Consider the following 17,294-nt stretch of genomic DNA (forward strand, 5'->3'; position numbering starts at 1 on the left):
GTAGAAAGGCTATCTCCATTGCGGAGATAGCTTTTTTGTGCATCTTTTCATTAAGATGAGATAAAACGTGGTATAGTAACATTATATAAATTATTGTTGTTTGAAAGGTAAGAAATTGAGGTGTTACATATATGAGTAAGCGTTATGTCGTTGTTGATTTAGAGACGACAGGGAACTCCTGGAAAGATGGGAAGGATAAAATTACCCAAATTGCAGCTGTTGTAGTAGAAGATGGAGAGATATTGGAGATTTTTTCGTCTTTTGTTAACCCAAAGAGAGAGATCCCACCATTTATTACAGAATTAACAGGGATTGATGAAAGTCTTGTAAAACAAGCCCCGTTATTTCAAGATGTAGCCCCGATGATTGTTGAGCTATTACAAGGTGCGGCTTTCGTTGCGCATAATGTTCACTTTGATTGGAATTTTTTAAATGAAGAATTAAGGCAAGCTGGATATACAGAAATACATTGTCCGAAAATCGACACGGTTGAATTGGCTCAAATTCTTTTGCCGACAGCCGATAGTTATAAATTACGTGATTTAGCTAAGAAGCATGAACTAGAGCACGATCAACCACATCGTGCGGATAGTGATGCTCTTGCAACAGCGGAATTATTTTTACAATTTTTAAATGAAATTGAAAAGTTACCACTTGTCACGTTGCAATCGCTTTATGAATTAAGTGATGTGTTCCAAAGCGATATAGCTGATGTGCTTTCTGAAAATATTTTAAAGAAAGTAATGCACGGTAAAGAAGATATAGCGGAGTATGAAATACATCGAAATATTGCGCTGAAAAAGCGGAACTATTCCTTAAACCTTGGAGAAACGTGTTCATCAAAGTTTGATGCTTTCTTGAATAAAACGATGGATAAATTGGAATCACATATGCCAAAGTTTGAAAGAAGAGAAAGTCAACAACTGATGATGAAAGAGATATATACGGCGTTAAGAGATTCTCGTTTTTCACTAATTGAAGCGGGTACAGGAACAGGAAAGACTCTTGCTTATTTGCTTCCTAGTCTTTATTTTGCAAAGAGAAAAGAAGAACCTGTCATTATAAGTACACAAACGGTACAACTCCAACAACAAATATTAGAAAAAGAAATTCCGTTATTACAAAAAATAATGCCATTTTCATTTGAGGCAGCTCTTCTAAAAGGAAGAAAGCATTATTTATGCTTACATAAATTTGAGTATGCTTTGCAAGAGGAAGAAAAAAATTATGATATGGCACTTACGAAGGCGAAGATTTTAGTTTGGCTATTGCAAACTGAAACAGGTGATCGAGACGAATTAAATATTCCTGAGGGCGGAAAGTTACTTTGGAATCGTATTTGTAGCGATGCGTATAGTCCAGGCGGTATGCAAAGTAATTGGTTTAGTCGTTGTTTTTATCAGCGAGCGAAGAATAAAGCTTTATTTGCAGATATCGTTATTACAAATCATGCGTTATTATTTCAAGATTTTTCAAGTGAAGAACCGTTGTTTGCTTCATGCGAACATATTATTTTTGATGAAGCTCACCATATTGAAGAAGCTGCGAGTAGAACATTGGGTGAACAGTTCTCTTGTATGTATTTTCAATTGGTTATATCTCGTCTTGGGACGCTAGAAACAGAAGATGTACTCTCCAAAGTATATAAAATGATGAAAAAATCAGAGCAAGCATCTCGTTCAACTTTCCGTATGATAAGTTATAGTTTGAAGGAACTTAAGTTTGATGCGGATGAACTCTTCCAAATGTTACGTACTTTTATATTTAAACAAACAAAGCAAGAGCAAGGAACGAATAATATGCCGCTCATCTATAGGTATAACGCAGAACTAGAAAAAGGTAAGTTGTGGGATAGTATCGTCGAATTAACAAATCGTTTTATATATGAATTAAGAAGGGTAGTAACTGCTCTTGAGAAGCAAGTGGATATATTGCAAAGTAAGTTAGAATGGGAGATGCATGTTGTAACAGGTGAATTTATGCATTTAATTGAGTTGCTGAGAAAGATGGCAGAATCATTACAGTTACTCGTATTAGAAAAGAATTCGTATGTAACTTGGATGGAGACTGAAACGAAAGGGACGATTCATTCAACAGTTCTATACGCACAGCCTGTCCATATTGGTGAAAGATTTGCTGATGAATTTTTAACAGAAAAAAAGAGTGTTATTTTTACATCCGCAACACTAACAGTTAACGATACGTTTGATTATATAAAAGAGGAACTTGGTTTACATGATTTCGCTCCAAATACTTTAAAGGTTCCGTCACCATTTCGTTATGATGAACAGATGAAATTAATGGTTTCAACGGATGTACCTTTTATTAAGCAAGTAAGTAATGAGCGATATATTGAATCTGTATCGGAACATATTGCAAAGATAGCAAAAGCCACAAAAGGCAGAATGCTCGTTTTATTCACTTCGTATGAAATGTTAAAAGAAGCGTATGCGAATTTAAAAAATAATGATGAATTAGAGGGTTATTTATTACTCACCCAAAGTGTGAATAATAGAAGTCGAAGCCGCTTAATTCGAAAGTTTCAAGAGTTCGACAAATCAATTTTATTAGGGACGAGCAGTTTCTGGGAAGGAATAGATATTCCTGGAGATGCCTTAAGTTGTCTTGTTATAGTCCGTCTACCATTTACACCTCCTCATCAGCCGATGATGGAAGCGAAAGGTGAGTGGCTAAAAAATCAAGGTGAAGATGTATTCGCTAAATTAGCGCTCCCACAAGCAATATTACGTTTCAAACAAGGATTCGGCCGCTTAATTCGAACGAATACAGATACAGGAACGGTAGTAGTGTTAGATCGTCGTTTGACGAGTTCTTCCTATGGAAAACGATTTCTACAATCGATTCCTAACGTACCTCTTTATGAAGGACCATTAGAAGAATTGTTAGTACAATTAGAAGAACCATCAAATGAATAAAAATGGAAGAAAAATACGCCTGAAGTACTTATAAACTTCAGGCGTAAAAAATGTGGGTAGGAGGAATTTTATTTTTCTTACTTCTTGTATACAAAATGTGTTGGTTTTCGACTTGAAACCTTTTTTTGCTGTACATGTCCTGCTATAATAGATGGGTGATGAAGCAGGGGTTGTAAAGAATGTACTCTTATTGTAACCGCATTGCGTTCTTCTATAATTAGAAATTTTTGTGTAACGGAGGAGTTTTTTCATGGATAAGAAAATCGAAGTACTATCAACGACGCGTATTAAATATTCGTCGGATTTGTATAAAATTGTTGATAGTTTAAATCGTACGTTAAAAGAGCAGGACCTCATGTTCGGACTAGCATTAGACGAAAAAGATAAAGAAACAGCTGTATTTACGATTTACAGAACGTAGTGATACAATGAAAAAGTGGATCTTTGCAATCATTATTGTTATCGTTGCTAGCGGAATATATGGGGCGTATGTTTATAATAAAGCGATGGGAAAGAAAATTCCAAAAGAGTCGAAATTTGTAGAAATTGCTAAAGAAAAAGCAAAGCTTACAAAGGTGAAATCTGTTGATTATTACAACGGAAAATCTGCATATATAGTCGTGCAAGGTACAGATGAAAAGGGAGAACAACTTATCGTTTGGGTGCCTGAGAAAAAAGGGGATACTGTAGTAAGGAAAAAGAGCGAAGGTATTTCTGAAAAAGAGGCTATACAAAGAACAATAGAGCAAGTCGGCAATGAAAGTAAGGAATCAAAAAGTAAGCCGAAAGAGATTATGAAAGTGAAATTAGGCTTTGAAAATGATGTACCACTATGGGAAGTTACATATATTGATGATGACAATCGTTATAGTTATTACTATCTTGAATTTAAAGATGGAAAATTTTTAAGACGATATAGCATTGAAAAATAGATGTAGGGGGAACTACAAATGAAATTAGCAAAGCGAGTAGCTGCTTTAACACCGTCTTCAACTTTAGAAATTACAGCAAAGGCACAAGCATTAAAAGCAGAGGGTCATGATGTAATTGGATTAGGGGCAGGGGAACCTGACTTTAATACACCAGAGCATATTATGGATGCTGCACATAAAGCGATGTTAGAAGGGCATACGAAGTATACACCAACAGGTGGATTACAATCGTTAAAACAAGAAATTGTGAAGAAATTTACTCGCGATCAAGGTATTGCGTATGATCCATCTGAAATTATTGTATGTAATGGTGCAAAGCATGCATTATATACATTATTCCAAGTATTACTTGATGAGGGAGATGAAGTTATCATCCCAACTCCTTACTGGGTAAGCTATCCAGAGCAAGTAAAGCTTGCTGGCGGTAAGCCGGTTTATGTAGAAGGTTTAGAAGACAATGAGTACAAAATTACAGCAAAGCAGCTGCGTGAGGCAATTACAGAGAAAACGAAAGCAGTTATTATTAATTCACCGAGCAATCCAACAGGAATGATTTATAGCAAAGAAGAATTACAACAGCTTGGAGAAGTATGTTTAGAACATGATATTTTAATCGTTTCTGATGAAATTTATGAAAAATTAATTTATGGTGGCGTAGAATATACTTCAATTGCCCAGCTTTCTAATGCATTAAAAGAACAAACACTTATTATTAATGGTGTATCTAAATCTCATTCTATGACAGGATGGCGTATTGGATATGCTGCAGGAAATAAGCAGCTTATTAAAGCAATGACGAATTTAGCGAGTCATAGTACGTCAAACCCTACTTCAATCGCTCAATACGGCGCAATTGCGGCATATGCAGGCTCACAAGAACCTGTGGAAACAATGCGTCAAGCCTTTGAAGAGAGATTAAACATCATTTATGATAAATTAATTCAAATCCCTGGCTTTACTTGTATTAAACCGCAAGGGGCATTTTACTTATTCCCTAACGTAAAAGAAGCTGTAGCTTTATCAGGATATGCAACAGTTGATGATTGGGCAAAAGCTCTATTAGAAGAGGAAAAAGTGGCTCTTGTACCAGGTACAGGATTTGGTGCTCCAAATAATGTTCGTTTATCATATGCGACATCTCTTGAACAAGTAGAGAAAGCATTAGAGCGCATCCATACATTTATGAAAAGTAAAGTGCAAGCTTAATTTTATATTTCATTCATGTAATATAAAAAACCTCCCTATTAATGGGGAGGTTTTTTTGACGGATTGTGGCAAAAAGAAATAGCTAAAGGTGTGTTATACTAGAGAGCGAGGTGTTTGGTGATGAAAAAGAAAATGATGTTACAGTGGTTTGAGCAGGGAAGCATTGCAATTCCAAAATTGCTTATGATGCATTATAAAAAATTAGGTTTAAATGAGACGGAATTTATGGTTGTACTTCATGTACACACATTTTTAGAATCAGGTAATTCGTTTCCGACTCCTTCAGAGATTTCTGAACGGATGACGATAACGGAAATGAAATGTATGGAAGTAATTCAGACGTTGATTCAAAAAGGTTTTTTATCACTAGAAGGTGGACAAAGATCAGAAGCGATGATGTGCGAAAGTTATTCTTTACAACCGTTATGGGAAAAAATATTACATTTCTTAATGGATGAATCAATAGAGGAAGAGCAAAAAGAAAAAAAACAGCTACAAGTAAATTTATATACAGTATTTGAAAAAGAATTTGGAAGACCACTTTCGCCGTTCGAATGTGAAACGTTAGGGATGTGGGAGGACCAAGATCAACATCATCCAAATTTAATTCAAGCGGCTCTTAGAGAAGCTGTAATGAGTGGAAAACTAAATTTCCGATATATTGATCGTATTTTATTTGAGTGGAAAAAGAATGGAATTAAAACGGTAGATCAGGCTCAAAATCAAGGTCAAAAATTTAGAGCGAATCAACAAAGGGCACAACAAATGACAAAACAAGAGACGAAATTTACTGGAAAAGTGCCTTTTTATAATTGGTTGGAGCAGTAATATAGGAGGAAAAATATGCTTAACAAAACGCAAATCCGTTATTGTTTAGACACAATGGCGGATATGTATCCAGAAGCACATTGTGAATTGGTTCATGATAATCCATTTGAACTTGTAATCGCGGTGGCGTTATCTGCACAATGTACGGATGTACTTGTAAATAAAGTGACAAGAAATTTATTTCAAAAATATAAAACACCAGAAGATTATTTAAGTGTTTCTCTAGAAGAATTACAACAAGATATACGCTCTATCGGATTGTATAGAAATAAAGCAAAAAACATTCAAAAATTATGCCGAATGTTATTAGATGACTATAATGGAGAAGTACCGAACGATCGAGATGAACTTACGAAATTACCAGGTGTAGGAAGGAAAACAGCGAATGTTGTAGTTTCCGTAGCGTTTGGAATTCCGGCAATTGCTGTTGATACACATGTGGAGCGAGTGAGTAAACGATTAGCTATGTGTAGATGGAAAGACTCTGTGTTAGAAGTAGAAAAAACATTAATGAAGAAAGTACCAATGGATGAGTGGGGAGTTACACATCATCGTATGATTTTCTTTGGACGTTATCATTGTAAAGCACAACGACCGCAATGTGAGGAATGCAGACTGTTAGAAGTATGTCGTGAAGGAAAGAAGCGAATGAAGGTGAAATAAAGGATGGAACGAGTTATAGAAATACCGAAAGAATTTCACTGTTTACCATTTTTTAAAGAAAGTGTAAATTTAATTAAGTATCATACAGACAATTCTTTTGAAGAGATAATACAAAATACTTACTTTATATTTGATATTGAAAGACAGTATGAGCCATGGAAGGAAATTGAAAACAGCATTCCAGTGATGTTGAATGTATGGAAAAATAAGCATGAAGACATTGCTATACTGTTTCGAAATAGAAATAAGCAAGAGGCTGAGGGACCAATGATTCTTTTTTCAGCTCACTTGTTATCGGTTGTCTATTGGCTAAATGAACAACCTGTTCATAGTTTGAATGAAATGCAAATAAATACGAATAAATTAAAAGTGCAACCTGTTAATTTTATGGAAAGATATTCATTCATTATAAAGAAACCGAGTAATTATCATTCTTATATTCAATTAGCGCAGTTGTATATCGAAATAGAAAAGCTGTATGTAAAGAAAATGATAACAAAAAAGAAGTCCGCTTCTCGTTAAGAGAAACGGACTTCTTTTTTTGTATATTAGGACTCTGTTGTAACAACAGCACCGTCTGCGTGAGGTGTATCTCCTCCGGGATTTTGGTGTTGCTGTTCTTGTTGTTTCTTAGCCTCTTCTTCAGCTTTTTTCTTGGCCTCTTCTTCAGCTTTCTTCTTAGCTTCTTCTTCAGCTTTTTTCTTAGCTTCTTCTTCAGCTTTCCTTCTAGCTTCCTCATCAGCTTTCTTTTGAGCTTCTTCTTGCTGTTTACGTTGTTGTTCTTGCTGTTGCTGTTCTTGTTGTTTCTTAGCCTCTTCTTCAGCCTTTTTCTTAGCTTCGTCTTGTTTTACTTTATCTTCATTAGCCTTTTTCTGGGCTTCCTCATCAGCTTTTTTCTTAGCTTCTTCATCGGCCTTTTTCTTAGCCTCTTCTTCAGCTTTTTTTGCATCTGGAGTTCCGCCAGGCGCAGTGAAGGATGCACCAACTGCTGGGCTTGTGCCAGTACCTTTTTTCGCTACTACAGAGAAGCTGTAAGTAACACCTGGTTTAATACCACCAAGAGTAGCTGTCGTACCACTTATTGATAGGCTACCACTTGAACCGTCAGTTGCTTTATAGCTGGCTGCATATGCATCAACTTCTGCTGGTCCAGACCAGTTTAGTGTAACTGTGCTAGCGCCATCAAAAGTGACATTCAGACCACTAGGGGCATCTACTTTAATTTGTTTAATTGCATCTTTTTTCGCACCTTTTACGTATAACTCTCCGTTTATTTCTTGTACAGAAGAAGGACGTTCAAAGCGTGATTTATCTGTAGCGAATTTGCTCATCATTACTTGGAACATTTGCTGTGCAATTCTAGTGGAGCGATCGCTAACATAATTTTTTGGACCATCTTTTTCGTAACCGGTCCAAACAGCCATTGTGTATTGTGGCGTATATCCAGCAAACCAGCTATCTCTGTTTGCATCAGCTGGGATGTCATATTTTTGAAGAACTGATTCATCAAAGTTTTGTGTTCCTGTTTTACCTGCTACGTCAACACCTGAAACGTATGCTGTTGGACCTGTACCACCAGAACCAGGTTTTACTACGTCACGAAGAACGTCAGTAACCATATAAGCTGTATAGTCTTGCATTGCGCGATGTTCTTTCGGTTTAAAGCTTTTCTTTTTCCCGTCCGGGAAGGTTACTTCTTTTACGAAGTGTGGTTTATTATAGTTACCACTATTACCAAAGGTTGCATATGCACCTGCTACTTCTAATGGAGAACTATCGTTACTACCGATTGCTGTTGATTCGTAGACTTTTCCTTCTTTAAAGGTCATGCCTAAACCTTCAGCAAATTCTTTTGACTTATTAAGACCAACTGTTTGTGCTGTCTTTAAAGCTGGAATGTTTAATGACTTTTTCAAAGCTTCACGTAGTGAAACGTCACCTTTGTAACTCTTTGTTGCATTTTGTATTTTCTTACCATTGGAATACGTATACTCTGAGTCGTTTAATTGATGGTATGTAGACCATTGTAAATTTTCAATTGCCGGACCGTAGTCGAAAATTGGTTTCATTGTTGAACCAACTTGGCGTTTTAAATCAGTTGCCATATTATGACCTTTGAAAGTAGACTTACTTTCTTTACGTCCAGCACCAATTGCTCGAACTTCTCCAGACTGTGTATCCATAAATACGAATGACCCTTGGAATTGATCGTCCGGATACTTAATAAGATTGCCATCCATAATTTTGTCGGCGTAATCTTGAGCATCTTGATCAAGTGTTGTATGAATCGTTAAACCATCTGAACCGATATTTACATCAGGATATTCTTTTTCAACTTCTTTTACAACCGCATCTAAAAATGCTTGATACTTCATCTCAGTTACTTCTGAAGACGGTTGAAGGCCCTCAGTTACTGGAATCTTAACGGCGTTATTCATTTCTTCTTTTGTTATATAACCATGTCGATTCATTAATGATAATACGACATTACGACGATTTGTTGCTCGTTCAACATTTTCCTTTTTTGTTGGATCATAAATGTTTGGACCTTGGGGTAAACCAGCGAGCATAGCAGCTTCATGTAATTGCAAGTCTTTTAAATCTTTACCATAATATTTTTGCGCTGCTGTCGCAATACCGTATGAACGGTTACCTAAATTAATCTTATTTAAGTACATTTCTAAAATCTCATGTTTAGAGTATTGTTGCTCTAATTTGTAAGATAAGTACCATTCTTGCACTTTTCTTTTAGCAGTTTTGTCCATCGTTAGAAAGTAGTTTTTAACGACTTGCTGTGTAATCGTACTACCACCTTGGGAACCGAAACCACCAGTGACATTTTCCATAACTGCTTTTGTAGTTCGTTTAAAATCAATTCCATTATGATCATAGAAACGCGAATCCTCAGTTGCAAGAAATGCATTTTCAACTACTTTTGGAATTTGATCATAAGTAACATGTGTTCGTTTTTCAGCACCGTATTCATAGAAGAAATTTCCGTTTTTATCGAGAAACTTTGTTGATAAAGGATTAACAAGTTTGGATTTGTCTAATTTTGGAGCGTCCTTTACCATAACAAAGAAAGCGGAAACGCCGGCTACAAGACCAACGATACCAAGAAGTAGACAACCTATAAGGAATTTCTTGAAAAAGGAGCCTTTTTTCTTTGGTTTTTCTTCTTTATGTGTTTTTTTCTCTTGATTTTTCACATGATTTCGTTCTGTACGAGAACGATAATTATCTGACATTATACTTTCTCCTACCTTTCATTCTCTCCCCCAAAAGTCGAAAAAAGAGCCTTAGTGATGACTCTATCACGAAAAATAAACCATGTCTAGTACACGGATATAGTCAATCCGAGGGTGATAACCGCATGATAATAAGGATCCATGCTCTTCTATTTCTTCTTTCGTAATCGACTTGCGTCCACCAGTATTTTGACGATTCCAAAATGCAATAATATGTTTTGCATCTAGTAAATAAAATTCATCAAAAAGTGTAAATTTAATAATAACAAATGCAATTCCATTATGAGCAACGACTTGCTTCATATGTTCAATTTGATGAAGGTGGAAGTTTTGAAGTGGGAAACTAGTTTTATTTTTGGTTTCCTTTGCTTCAAAATCGATGTATTTCCCTTTGTATACACCGTTGTAATCTGTTGTAGAAGGTTGTTTAAAATACGCTTCTTTTACCACTGCAGCACTTCGAGCGGGGTAATCTACTTTTACAATTTGAAGAGGTGTAGGCTTTTTATGTACACATGCAATATTATGGGTTAAGTAATATTGATTTGTTTCATTCAATTCCTCTTCAAGGGACATACCTCTATTACTATAAGTATGTGTTTTTATAGGTGTTTTTTGAGGTTGTGAAGCTTGATTATACCTTTTTCCATTTGGGTAACGAATGGTCATAGTGTGTCCACCCCCAACTTGCTAAGAATTACTTACAAAGGTGATTATATCAAAAAATGAAAAAAGATGTGACCTTTTTGATGAAAGGTATGATGACTTATTTATGTTTACATGGAATGATTATATGAAAATTAAACAAAATCGAGAAAAAAATTTTTGTACAGAGGAAGAAAAAGCAATCATTCACAATATTAAAAAGAAAACAGAAATAGCTAATGTGGACAATATTTCTCGGACACAATCTTATCAAGAATATTATTTGAGAAATAGTGAAATCAGGTGGGCCTTTTTAGCGAGTATGGTTTCGAGAAATGCGGGCTGGAATATGACTGATTTAGAAGGGAGATATTATGCTACTGTTTTACCTAGAACGGTAAAAAAACATTTATTTCTTCTGTACGAACAGGCTAATTGGATTATTTTTTTAGATGCATTTCCTCAGCTATTATTGTATGAGGAAAGTAAGAAGAGACATGCACCTCTCTTTCATTTGTTGCAATACTTCAACGTATCAATTTTTATGGAAAAAGAATGGTTACTTTTCTGGGAAAGAAGAGATATGAATAGACTTATGACAGCGCTTATTATAAATGAACAAAATAAAATTCAAAAACCAGTCATTGAGAACACATATTTTAAAAAACATGTATTCCATACTGCACTTTTTAAAGTACAAGAAAGACTTCATATTAGTGCAGTTATCTTCCCAACAATTGAAGGGAGAATGTATGGGTTTTCGGTTTATCAATTTGAAACGTTACAACAGCGTATAGAACTAGGAAAAAAATTAGCATGGTTATTGTTTCATCCAATTTATAATGGTTCGTTTTATAAGTTTGCACTGCAAACTACACATACTGGGTCTAGAGAAGATTATGAAGTTTACGCAAAGGAAACTCGAAAGTCTTATACGCCAACACTTAGAGATATTTATCCTGTTATTTTACATGAAGAAATAAAAATGAGAGATTGGTTTTGTGCAAATATGAAAATGAATGTGCTATTTGTACTTGAAGAACCTAAAGGGGAAGTTAATATAACAGAATGGTATAGAAGAAAGAGAGAACAAATCTATAGGCTATCTATCGTAAACCGTTTTGCTAAAAGGATCGATGAGTTCATGATATAATAAAAAAGAAGTCCCGTCTTCCATTTTGAAGACGGGACTTCTTAATTTGAAAAAATTCTGCTATGCGTGCTACAACTTTAATTTCAAAACGTAATGCTAGTAGGAGATTAAGGATGATTTGAAATTTAAATGTTCGTAATAAAGTCTCGCTTTATGTAGCAGGGAAGTTTGGACCATCTAGCTTTGGATTGCCAGTCTCGGGTTTATTTTGTTGTTTGTTTTGGTTTTTCTTTTTTTCATTTTTGTTCTTTGCCATTGTAATACACCTCCTTTTTGTATTGTTACCATTTCTATAAATGACATACGAAATGATTTCTTTGACGAATAACAACTAGTTTTGTCATGTGGGCAGGAGTGGTGAATCATCCGGCGAAATTACATGACAAAGGAAAAGCAAAGAAGGAGGCGTTTTGTATATGGCGATGGTTCAGAAGGAAGATGTAATGAAAAAAATGGATCAAATGTTAAGTTCTCTCGATTTGCTGGAAATGAATATAGGGATTAGAATGAATCATGCATTAAAGGATGCGAGTGAAAAAATATGTAATAAGATAGAAATAACAGAAATGCATATTGAACATATGGAAAATAAATTAGTGCATCACGAAGAAAAAGGGAATTGGGTGAAGACATTTCAAAACGTCGTAGTGAGTGCATAATAAGGTGGGAAAGAAATGAAGAATGAAGCATTAATACAGTCTTCAGAAAAACTCATGCAGTATAATAATGAAGCGAATGTAAAAAAAAGAGAACTAACTGAATACGACTTTTATAAGGATATGAAACCGTTTGTAGATATGGTAGATGAGGAATTAAAGAAGTGGAAAGAACTAGCTTATACGTGGATTAAAGAAGAAAAGCCAAAGTATATACATGTACAGCAAATTGATCAAGTATACGATAATTTACAAACGAATGTGTTGCAATGCTTTGTAAATAAAGGTAAAGGTAAACGATTCTTTGAAACACACCAAGCCATTTCGTATACTTTGCAAAATATAGTTGAGCAATGTAAATAACAAGAGGGAGAGCCCTCTTGTTATTTTTATGCTTCTGTCATTGTTGTAGGTTTTGTTGCGCCGTTTATTTCTAATTCTTTTATTAATGTTCGATAATCTGATATGCATATTTTTCCTTCGAGATACCAATGTCTCGCAAAGTCTAATAATTCATTTGCATTCTCTGTGCAATACCCCTTTTTTTGAGAAAACGCTTGTTTTAAATCCCCTAATACCATGTTGATTCCTCCCCCATGAGAATCTTCTTCTTAATTATCATAGCATGGAAGGGTTTTCTTTTTTAATTTTTTAAAAATTTAAACTTCCGACAAAAATAGACATATATTCCATCACACATATTATTTTATAGGTACATATTATATATGTAGAAACTTATGTGAAGGAGGAGAGAATGCATGTTTCAACAACCTAACGTATATCAGCAAACGAATCCATATGCACAGCAAAATATGTACCAATATAATACGGATACATATTTACGGTATAATATGTATCCTTTCGAGCCTTATTATGGAAATCAAAATTATTATCAACCGTTTGAAGTGTCCTTTATGAATCAAGCTCAACAACCACAACAGCAGCAACCTTATGTGAATCAAGCTCAACAATCACAAGCTCAGCAACCATACATGAATCAACCACAGCAGCAGCCTTATATGAATTCGCAATATTATATGCCACCACCATCGCCGTATGCTAATCAACAAGCGATGTTTTATCCACCAAAACAACCGTACCCGACGCAGGGTAAGCAAAAGCAACAACAGCCAAGCCAGTTTTCTAGTTTTGTTTCTCAATTTAAAACATCAGATGGTAACTATGATGTAAATAAAATGATGAATACAGCTGGACAAATGATGAATGCGATGAATCAAGTGACAGGTATTGTAAAGCAAGTTGGAGGCTTTTTTGGTAAGTGATGTTGAAGGATTGTCTATAAAAACAATGTAAATGAAATAAAGGACTAGACAAATTTCCTTGTAATAAATGGGTATATATAACAAACGGCTTTCTCTCTTTTCTCATACTGTAAAGTGTAATCAGATTTTTTTAACGAGAGAGGAGAGAAAAAACTATGCATCATTGTCATCCTTGCTTTGGAGGGCATAAGCCTACAGGACCTATTTGTACGACTGCTCCTGTCATTCATCCGACGAAACAATGCGTAACACACTCTTTTTCAACAACGGTGGTGCCACACATTTTTCCAACACATACAACACATGTACATCATCAACAAATTAAAAACCAAAACTTCTTCCCACAAACAAATTCAAATGTAAATGTTGTGGACCCAATCGACCCAGGATTCGGTGGCGGATGTGGACCGTGTGGTCATGGACATCATGGACATCATGGACATCACGTATCACCATTTGGTCCAGGACCAAATGTATCTCCGTTTGGACCAAACGTATCACCATTCGGACCGAATATTGGACCAAACGTATCACCATTCGGTCCAAATATCGGACCAAACGTTGGTGGAATGTTTAAAAAGTAAATGATATGTTAGAACTAGCGAAATGCTAGTTCTTTTTTTGTAATTGGAGTGTTGATATGAAAGTTATTGCAGTAACAGGATATAAGCCATTTGAACTTGGAATATTTAAAAATGATCATCCAGGGGTGGAGTGTATAAAGAAAGCGTTACACCGTAAATTAACCAATTTTGTAGAAGATGGTTTAGAGTGGGTTATAATAAGTGGCCAATTAGGTGTAGAATTATGGGCTGCTGAAGTTGTTTTTGAAATTCAAGTAGAATATCCAGATTTAAAATTAGCGGTATTCACTCCGTTTTTAGAACAAGAAGAAAATTGGAAAGAAGATAATCGTGAATATTACGAATTTATCCTTTCTCAAGCAGACCATGTTGATAGTATCACGAAACGGAAGTATGAAAGTCCAGAGCAATTTAAATTAAAAAATCAATTTTTTATTGAAAAAAGTGATGCGCTTTTAGCGGTATACGATGAAGAAAAACCAGGAAGTCCCAAATATATTGTAGAAGCAGCAAAGAAAAAAGGAGAAATAGAAAATTATCACAGTTATTTCATTCTTTTTTCTGATTTACAAGATATAATAGAAGAGGAACAGTGGAATAATGCAGAGTAAATATGTAATATAGTACTCGTATATATGATTGACAAAAAGCATTGTTTCTGAAAAAATTTAGTTAATGAAAGTTTTGGTAAAAATTTGAGGTGAAGAAAATGATTTCGGATAAAATTAAATTAACAGCGAAAGATATTTTAGAAAAAGAATTTAAAACAGGTATGAGAGGTTATCAGCAAGAAGAAGTAGACAAGTTTCTTGATATGATCATTAAAGACTATGAAGCTTTCCACAAAGAGTTTGAGCAATTAAAGCAACAAAATGCTCGTTTAAAGCGTGAATTAGAGGAACAAAAACTAGCAGTAACGCAAGTTCCACAACAACCTGTACAAACACCAGTTGCACAACCAGTTTATAACAACACGAATACGGATATTTTAAAACGCTTATCTAACTTAGAAAAAGCTGTATTTGGAAGTAAGTTATACGAATGATGTAAGGTGGGAAAAGGTTTAAGCATTTTACATAGAAAAAAACGTTGCAAAATCTTTTTGTTTCCACTATACTAATGGATGTCATAACGTTTGGGTAATCGCTGCAACGCCAACGTTGTAGAGGAAAGTCCATGCTCGCACGGCCTGAGATGGCTGTAGTGTTCGTGCCTAGCCAATTCATAAGCTAGGGTATTCTGGCTGTAAGGCTGGTTTAACGGCAGGGAAAAAACCTAAGTCCTTTCGGATATGGTTTGACTACCTTTAAAGTGCCACAGTGACGAAGTCCTTGAAGAAATGATAGGAGTGGAACGAGGTAAACCCCACGAGCGAGAAACCCAAATAATGGTAGGGGAATCTTTTCCAAGGAAATGAACGACGGGAAAGGACAGGTTTTATAACCTGTAGATAGATGATTGCCACCGGAGTACGAGGCGTGGGCCGTTTGTAGTACAAAGGAACAGAACATGGCTTACAGAACGTTATGAACCAACTATGAAATAACTCAGCTCTCCTTTGTTAGAGGAGGGCTTTTTATTTGTATGAAGTTATAAAGTATGAGTTAAAATGGTTAATGAGAAAATTTTTCGTAAAATGTAATGATTAATAGGACCAATTGCTATTAATTATTGTTTGAATATACATAAGAGGTGAATGCAAATGGGAAAAGTTACTTTAATTGCAACAGCGGCAATGGGTATTGAAGCGTTAGTTGCCCGAGAAGTTCGCGATCTTGGTTATGAATGTCAAGTAGAAAACAGCAAAGTAACATTTGAAGCAGATGAAAAGGCGATTTGTCGTACGAATTTATGGTTACGTACTGCGGACCGTGTAAAAATTAAAGTTGGCGAATTTAAAGCAACAACATTTGATGAGCTATTTGAAAAAACGAAAGCATTAAACTGGGGAGATTATATTCCAGAGAATGGTGAATTCCCTGTTATCGGAAAATCTTTAAAATCTGAATTATTCAGTGTTTCGGATTGCCAACGTATCGTTAAAAAAGCTGTCGTTGAAAAATTAAAAACAACATATAAACGGACAACTTGGTTTGAAGAAGATGGCCCGTTATTCCGTATCGAGATTGCAATGCTAAAGGATATTGCGACATTAACAATTGATGCGAGCGGTGTTGGACTTCATAAACGTGGATACCGTATGGATCAAGGGGAAGCTCCGTTAAAAGAAACATTAGCTGCGTCTTTAATTAAATTAACAAACTGGAAGCCGGATCGTCCATTTGTTGATCCATTCTGTGGATCAGGTACAATTCCGATTGAAGCAGCATTAATTGGACAAAACATTGCACCAGGATTTAACCGTGGTTTCGCATCTGACGAGTGGGGCTGGGTAGGTAAACAAAACTGGCGTGAAGCTCGTCAAGAAGCTGAAGATTTAGCGAACTATGATCAACAATTACAAATCATTGGATCCGATATTGATCATCGTATGATTCGAGTTGCTCAAGATAACGCAGAAGAAGTAGGCTTGGGCGATTTAATTACATTTAAACAAATGCAAGTAAAAGATTTCACAACAAAAGAGGATTATGGCTACGTTGTAACGAATCCTCCATACGGAGAACGTTTAAGTGAAAAAGCACTCGTTGAACAACTGTACAAAGAAATGGGACAAGTATTCCGCCCATTAGATACATGGTCAGCATATGTATTAACAAGCTATGAAGCATTTGAGAAGTGTTACGGAAAAGATGCGTCGAAGAAGCGTAAACTGTTTAACGGATTTATCCGTACAGATTACTACCAATACTTCGGAAAACGTCCACCGCGCAATTCATAGTATAAAACTCCTCCAGCGCGCATATACTGGCTATTATGTAATGCGTAAAGGAGGAAGTGATATGGATAATTTCCAATTATCAATGATTCAAAAAGCTATTCACCGTACGTATGATGAGCTCGGAAAAGAAGTGGATAGTCAAGATGCGATTGTAGATGAAATACAAAAAGCACAAGAAGAATATTTGTCAGCTCTTTCACATGAAACAGCGATTGATAAAAGGTATTTAAAGTCATTAATATAGAAGAAAATTTTCCTTTTTCGAAAGGGAAATTTTTTTTCGTGTATTTATATGTATGGCAACAGGGGAAAGTAGCT

At 35.4% G+C, this 17,294-nt stretch carries 20 protein-coding genes and 1 other RNA gene; 17 read left to right on the forward strand and 4 right to left on the reverse strand.

What is annotated here, in order from left to right; genetic code table 11:
* Positions 1–131: 131 nt before the first annotated feature.
* The 7 genes from dinG (at position 132) to N2V80_RS07800 (ending at position 7,087) form a co-directional block, all read left to right on the forward strand.
* Complete coding sequence (dinG, locus tag N2V80_RS07770) at positions 132–2,936, forward strand: ATP-dependent DNA helicase DinG (RefSeq protein WP_000044957.1); 2,805 nt, start codon at positions 132–134, stop codon at positions 2,934–2,936.
* 250 nt (positions 2,937–3,186) lie between these two features.
* On the forward strand, positions 3,187–3,357 hold the full coding sequence (locus N2V80_RS07775) for a YpmA family protein (RefSeq protein WP_000358352.1): 171 nt from the start codon (positions 3,187–3,189) through the stop codon (positions 3,355–3,357).
* A gap of 7 nt (positions 3,358–3,364) precedes the next feature.
* Positions 3,365–3,868, forward strand: coding sequence for a cell wall elongation regulator TseB-like domain-containing protein (locus N2V80_RS07780; protein ID WP_000758739.1), 504 nt, complete (start codon positions 3,365–3,367; stop codon positions 3,866–3,868).
* Between the two features lie 18 nt (positions 3,869–3,886).
* Entirely contained in the window at positions 3,887–5,074 is a 1,188-nt protein-coding gene (gene aspB, locus N2V80_RS07785; RefSeq protein WP_000761571.1) for an aspartate transaminase AspB, read from the forward strand.
* A gap of 120 nt (positions 5,075–5,194) precedes the next feature.
* Positions 5,195–5,902, forward strand: a complete 708-nt coding sequence (gene dnaD / locus N2V80_RS07790) for a DNA replication protein DnaD (protein ID WP_000728552.1) — start codon at positions 5,195–5,197, stop codon at positions 5,900–5,902.
* 15 nt (positions 5,903–5,917) lie between these two features.
* Positions 5,918–6,565 (forward strand): endonuclease III, encoded by a 648-nt coding sequence (gene nth / locus N2V80_RS07795; RefSeq protein WP_000933034.1) that lies wholly within the window; start codon positions 5,918–5,920, stop codon positions 6,563–6,565.
* Between the two features lie 3 nt (positions 6,566–6,568).
* A complete protein-coding gene (locus tag N2V80_RS07800; protein WP_000442653.1) occupies positions 6,569–7,087 on the forward strand; it encodes a YpoC family protein in 519 nt (172 codons plus the stop codon).
* A gap of 26 nt (positions 7,088–7,113) precedes the next feature.
* On the opposite strand, the gene N2V80_RS07805 is transcribed toward N2V80_RS07800, so the two are convergent.
* Positions 7,114–9,813, reverse strand: coding sequence for a PBP1A family penicillin-binding protein (locus N2V80_RS07805; RefSeq protein WP_001283099.1), 2,700 nt, complete (start codon positions 9,811–9,813; stop codon positions 7,114–7,116).
* Positions 9,814–9,879: 66 nt separating this feature from the next.
* On the reverse strand, positions 9,880–10,482 hold the full coding sequence (recU, locus tag N2V80_RS07810) for a Holliday junction resolvase RecU (protein ID WP_000155598.1): 603 nt from the start codon (positions 10,480–10,482) through the stop codon (positions 9,880–9,882).
* A gap of 103 nt (positions 10,483–10,585) precedes the next feature.
* Between recU and N2V80_RS07815 the strand changes: the two genes are divergently transcribed.
* A complete protein-coding gene (locus tag N2V80_RS07815; protein ID WP_000495654.1) occupies positions 10,586–11,611 on the forward strand; it encodes a DUF2515 domain-containing protein in 1,026 nt (341 codons plus the stop codon).
* Between the two features lie 151 nt (positions 11,612–11,762).
* Here N2V80_RS07815 and N2V80_RS07820 read toward each other — a convergent pair whose 3' ends face one another.
* Entirely contained in the window at positions 11,763–11,942 is a 180-nt protein-coding gene (locus N2V80_RS07820; protein ID WP_001987054.1) for a hypothetical protein, read from the reverse strand.
* An 85-nt stretch (positions 11,943–12,027) separates the two neighbouring features.
* Between N2V80_RS07820 and N2V80_RS07825 the strand changes: the two genes are divergently transcribed.
* Both N2V80_RS07825 and N2V80_RS07830 read left to right on the forward strand, forming a co-directional pair.
* Positions 12,028–12,270: a hypothetical protein gene (locus tag N2V80_RS07825; protein WP_001252036.1), complete on the forward strand. Its 243-nt coding sequence runs from the start codon at positions 12,028–12,030 to the stop codon at positions 12,268–12,270.
* A gap of 15 nt (positions 12,271–12,285) precedes the next feature.
* Positions 12,286–12,630, forward strand: coding sequence for a YppE family protein (locus tag N2V80_RS07830; RefSeq protein WP_000786940.1), 345 nt, complete (start codon positions 12,286–12,288; stop codon positions 12,628–12,630).
* Between the two features lie 26 nt (positions 12,631–12,656).
* Here the strand turns inward: N2V80_RS07830 and N2V80_RS07835 are convergent, their stop codons facing one another.
* Positions 12,657–12,848 carry a YppF family protein gene (locus N2V80_RS07835; protein WP_000242652.1) on the reverse strand — a complete coding sequence of 64 codons (192 nt, stop codon included), beginning with the start codon at positions 12,846–12,848 and terminating at the stop codon, positions 12,657–12,659.
* Positions 12,849–13,025: 177 nt separating this feature from the next.
* On the opposite strand from N2V80_RS07835, the gene N2V80_RS07840 reads away from it, so the two are divergent.
* The 7 genes from N2V80_RS07840 (at position 13,026) to N2V80_RS07870 (ending at position 17,220) form a co-directional block, all read left to right on the forward strand.
* Positions 13,026–13,550, forward strand: coding sequence for a YppG family protein (locus N2V80_RS07840; protein ID WP_000487626.1), 525 nt, complete (start codon positions 13,026–13,028; stop codon positions 13,548–13,550).
* A gap of 155 nt (positions 13,551–13,705) precedes the next feature.
* Positions 13,706–14,134 carry a CotD family spore coat protein gene (locus tag N2V80_RS07845; RefSeq protein WP_000546268.1) on the forward strand — a complete coding sequence of 143 codons (429 nt, stop codon included), beginning with the start codon at positions 13,706–13,708 and terminating at the stop codon, positions 14,132–14,134.
* Positions 14,135–14,190: 56 nt separating this feature from the next.
* Positions 14,191–14,745: a DUF1273 domain-containing protein gene (locus N2V80_RS07850; protein WP_000862912.1), complete on the forward strand. Its 555-nt coding sequence runs from the start codon at positions 14,191–14,193 to the stop codon at positions 14,743–14,745.
* 98 nt (positions 14,746–14,843) lie between these two features.
* Positions 14,844–15,179, forward strand: coding sequence for a cell division regulator GpsB (gpsB, locus tag N2V80_RS07855; protein WP_000622431.1), 336 nt, complete (start codon positions 14,844–14,846; stop codon positions 15,177–15,179).
* Positions 15,180–15,265: 86 nt separating this feature from the next.
* Positions 15,266–15,656: RNase P RNA component class B (rnpB, locus tag N2V80_RS07860), an RNA gene on the forward strand.
* 180 nt (positions 15,657–15,836) lie between these two features.
* The gene (locus N2V80_RS07865; protein WP_000521223.1) at positions 15,837–16,976 is read left to right on the forward strand and encodes a THUMP domain-containing class I SAM-dependent RNA methyltransferase; all 1,140 of its coding nucleotides are present in this window, start codon (positions 15,837–15,839) and stop codon (positions 16,974–16,976) included.
* Between the two features lie 61 nt (positions 16,977–17,037).
* A complete protein-coding gene (locus tag N2V80_RS07870; RefSeq protein ID WP_000368569.1) occupies positions 17,038–17,220 on the forward strand; it encodes a DUF3921 family protein in 183 nt (60 codons plus the stop codon).
* Positions 17,221–17,294 lie beyond the last annotated feature (74 nt).

This window comes from Bacillus sp. FSL W8-0640 (assembly GCF_038007725.1).
Classification (GTDB): domain Bacteria; phylum Bacillota; class Bacilli; order Bacillales; family Bacillaceae_G; genus Bacillus_A; species Bacillus_A cereus.

Coding starts and splice junctions, on each gene's coding strand:
- N2V80_RS07780 (WP_000758739.1), top strand. CDS start 3,365: ATGAAAAAGTGGATCTTTGCAATCATTATTGTTATCGTTGCTAGCGGA.
- N2V80_RS07845 (WP_000546268.1), top strand. CDS start 13,706: ATGCATCATTGTCATCCTTGCTTTGGAGGGCATAAGCCTACAGGACCT.
- dnaD (WP_000728552.1), top strand. CDS start 5,195: ATGAAAAAGAAAATGATGTTACAGTGGTTTGAGCAGGGAAGCATTGCA.
- recU (WP_000155598.1), bottom strand. CDS start 10,482: ATGACCATTCGTTACCCAAATGGAAAAAGGTATAATCAAGCTTCACAA.
- dinG (WP_000044957.1), top strand. CDS start 132: ATGAGTAAGCGTTATGTCGTTGTTGATTTAGAGACGACAGGGAACTCC.
- aspB (WP_000761571.1), top strand. CDS start 3,887: ATGAAATTAGCAAAGCGAGTAGCTGCTTTAACACCGTCTTCAACTTTA.
- N2V80_RS07835 (WP_000242652.1), bottom strand. CDS start 12,848: ATGGTATTAGGGGATTTAAAACAAGCGTTTTCTCAAAAAAAGGGGTAT.
- N2V80_RS07825 (WP_001252036.1), top strand. CDS start 12,028: ATGGCGATGGTTCAGAAGGAAGATGTAATGAAAAAAATGGATCAAATG.
- N2V80_RS07800 (WP_000442653.1), top strand. CDS start 6,569: ATGGAACGAGTTATAGAAATACCGAAAGAATTTCACTGTTTACCATTT.
- gpsB (WP_000622431.1), top strand. CDS start 14,844: ATGATTTCGGATAAAATTAAATTAACAGCGAAAGATATTTTAGAAAAA.
- N2V80_RS07815 (WP_000495654.1), top strand. CDS start 10,586: ATGTTTACATGGAATGATTATATGAAAATTAAACAAAATCGAGAAAAA.
- N2V80_RS07830 (WP_000786940.1), top strand. CDS start 12,286: ATGAAGAATGAAGCATTAATACAGTCTTCAGAAAAACTCATGCAGTAT.
- N2V80_RS07870 (WP_000368569.1), top strand. CDS start 17,038: ATGGATAATTTCCAATTATCAATGATTCAAAAAGCTATTCACCGTACG.
- N2V80_RS07865 (WP_000521223.1), top strand. CDS start 15,837: ATGGGAAAAGTTACTTTAATTGCAACAGCGGCAATGGGTATTGAAGCG.
- N2V80_RS07850 (WP_000862912.1), top strand. CDS start 14,191: ATGAAAGTTATTGCAGTAACAGGATATAAGCCATTTGAACTTGGAATA.
- N2V80_RS07805 (WP_001283099.1), bottom strand. CDS start 9,813: ATGTCAGATAATTATCGTTCTCGTACAGAACGAAATCATGTGAAAAAT.
- N2V80_RS07775 (WP_000358352.1), top strand. CDS start 3,187: ATGGATAAGAAAATCGAAGTACTATCAACGACGCGTATTAAATATTCG.
- nth (WP_000933034.1), top strand. CDS start 5,918: ATGCTTAACAAAACGCAAATCCGTTATTGTTTAGACACAATGGCGGAT.
- N2V80_RS07840 (WP_000487626.1), top strand. CDS start 13,026: ATGTTTCAACAACCTAACGTATATCAGCAAACGAATCCATATGCACAG.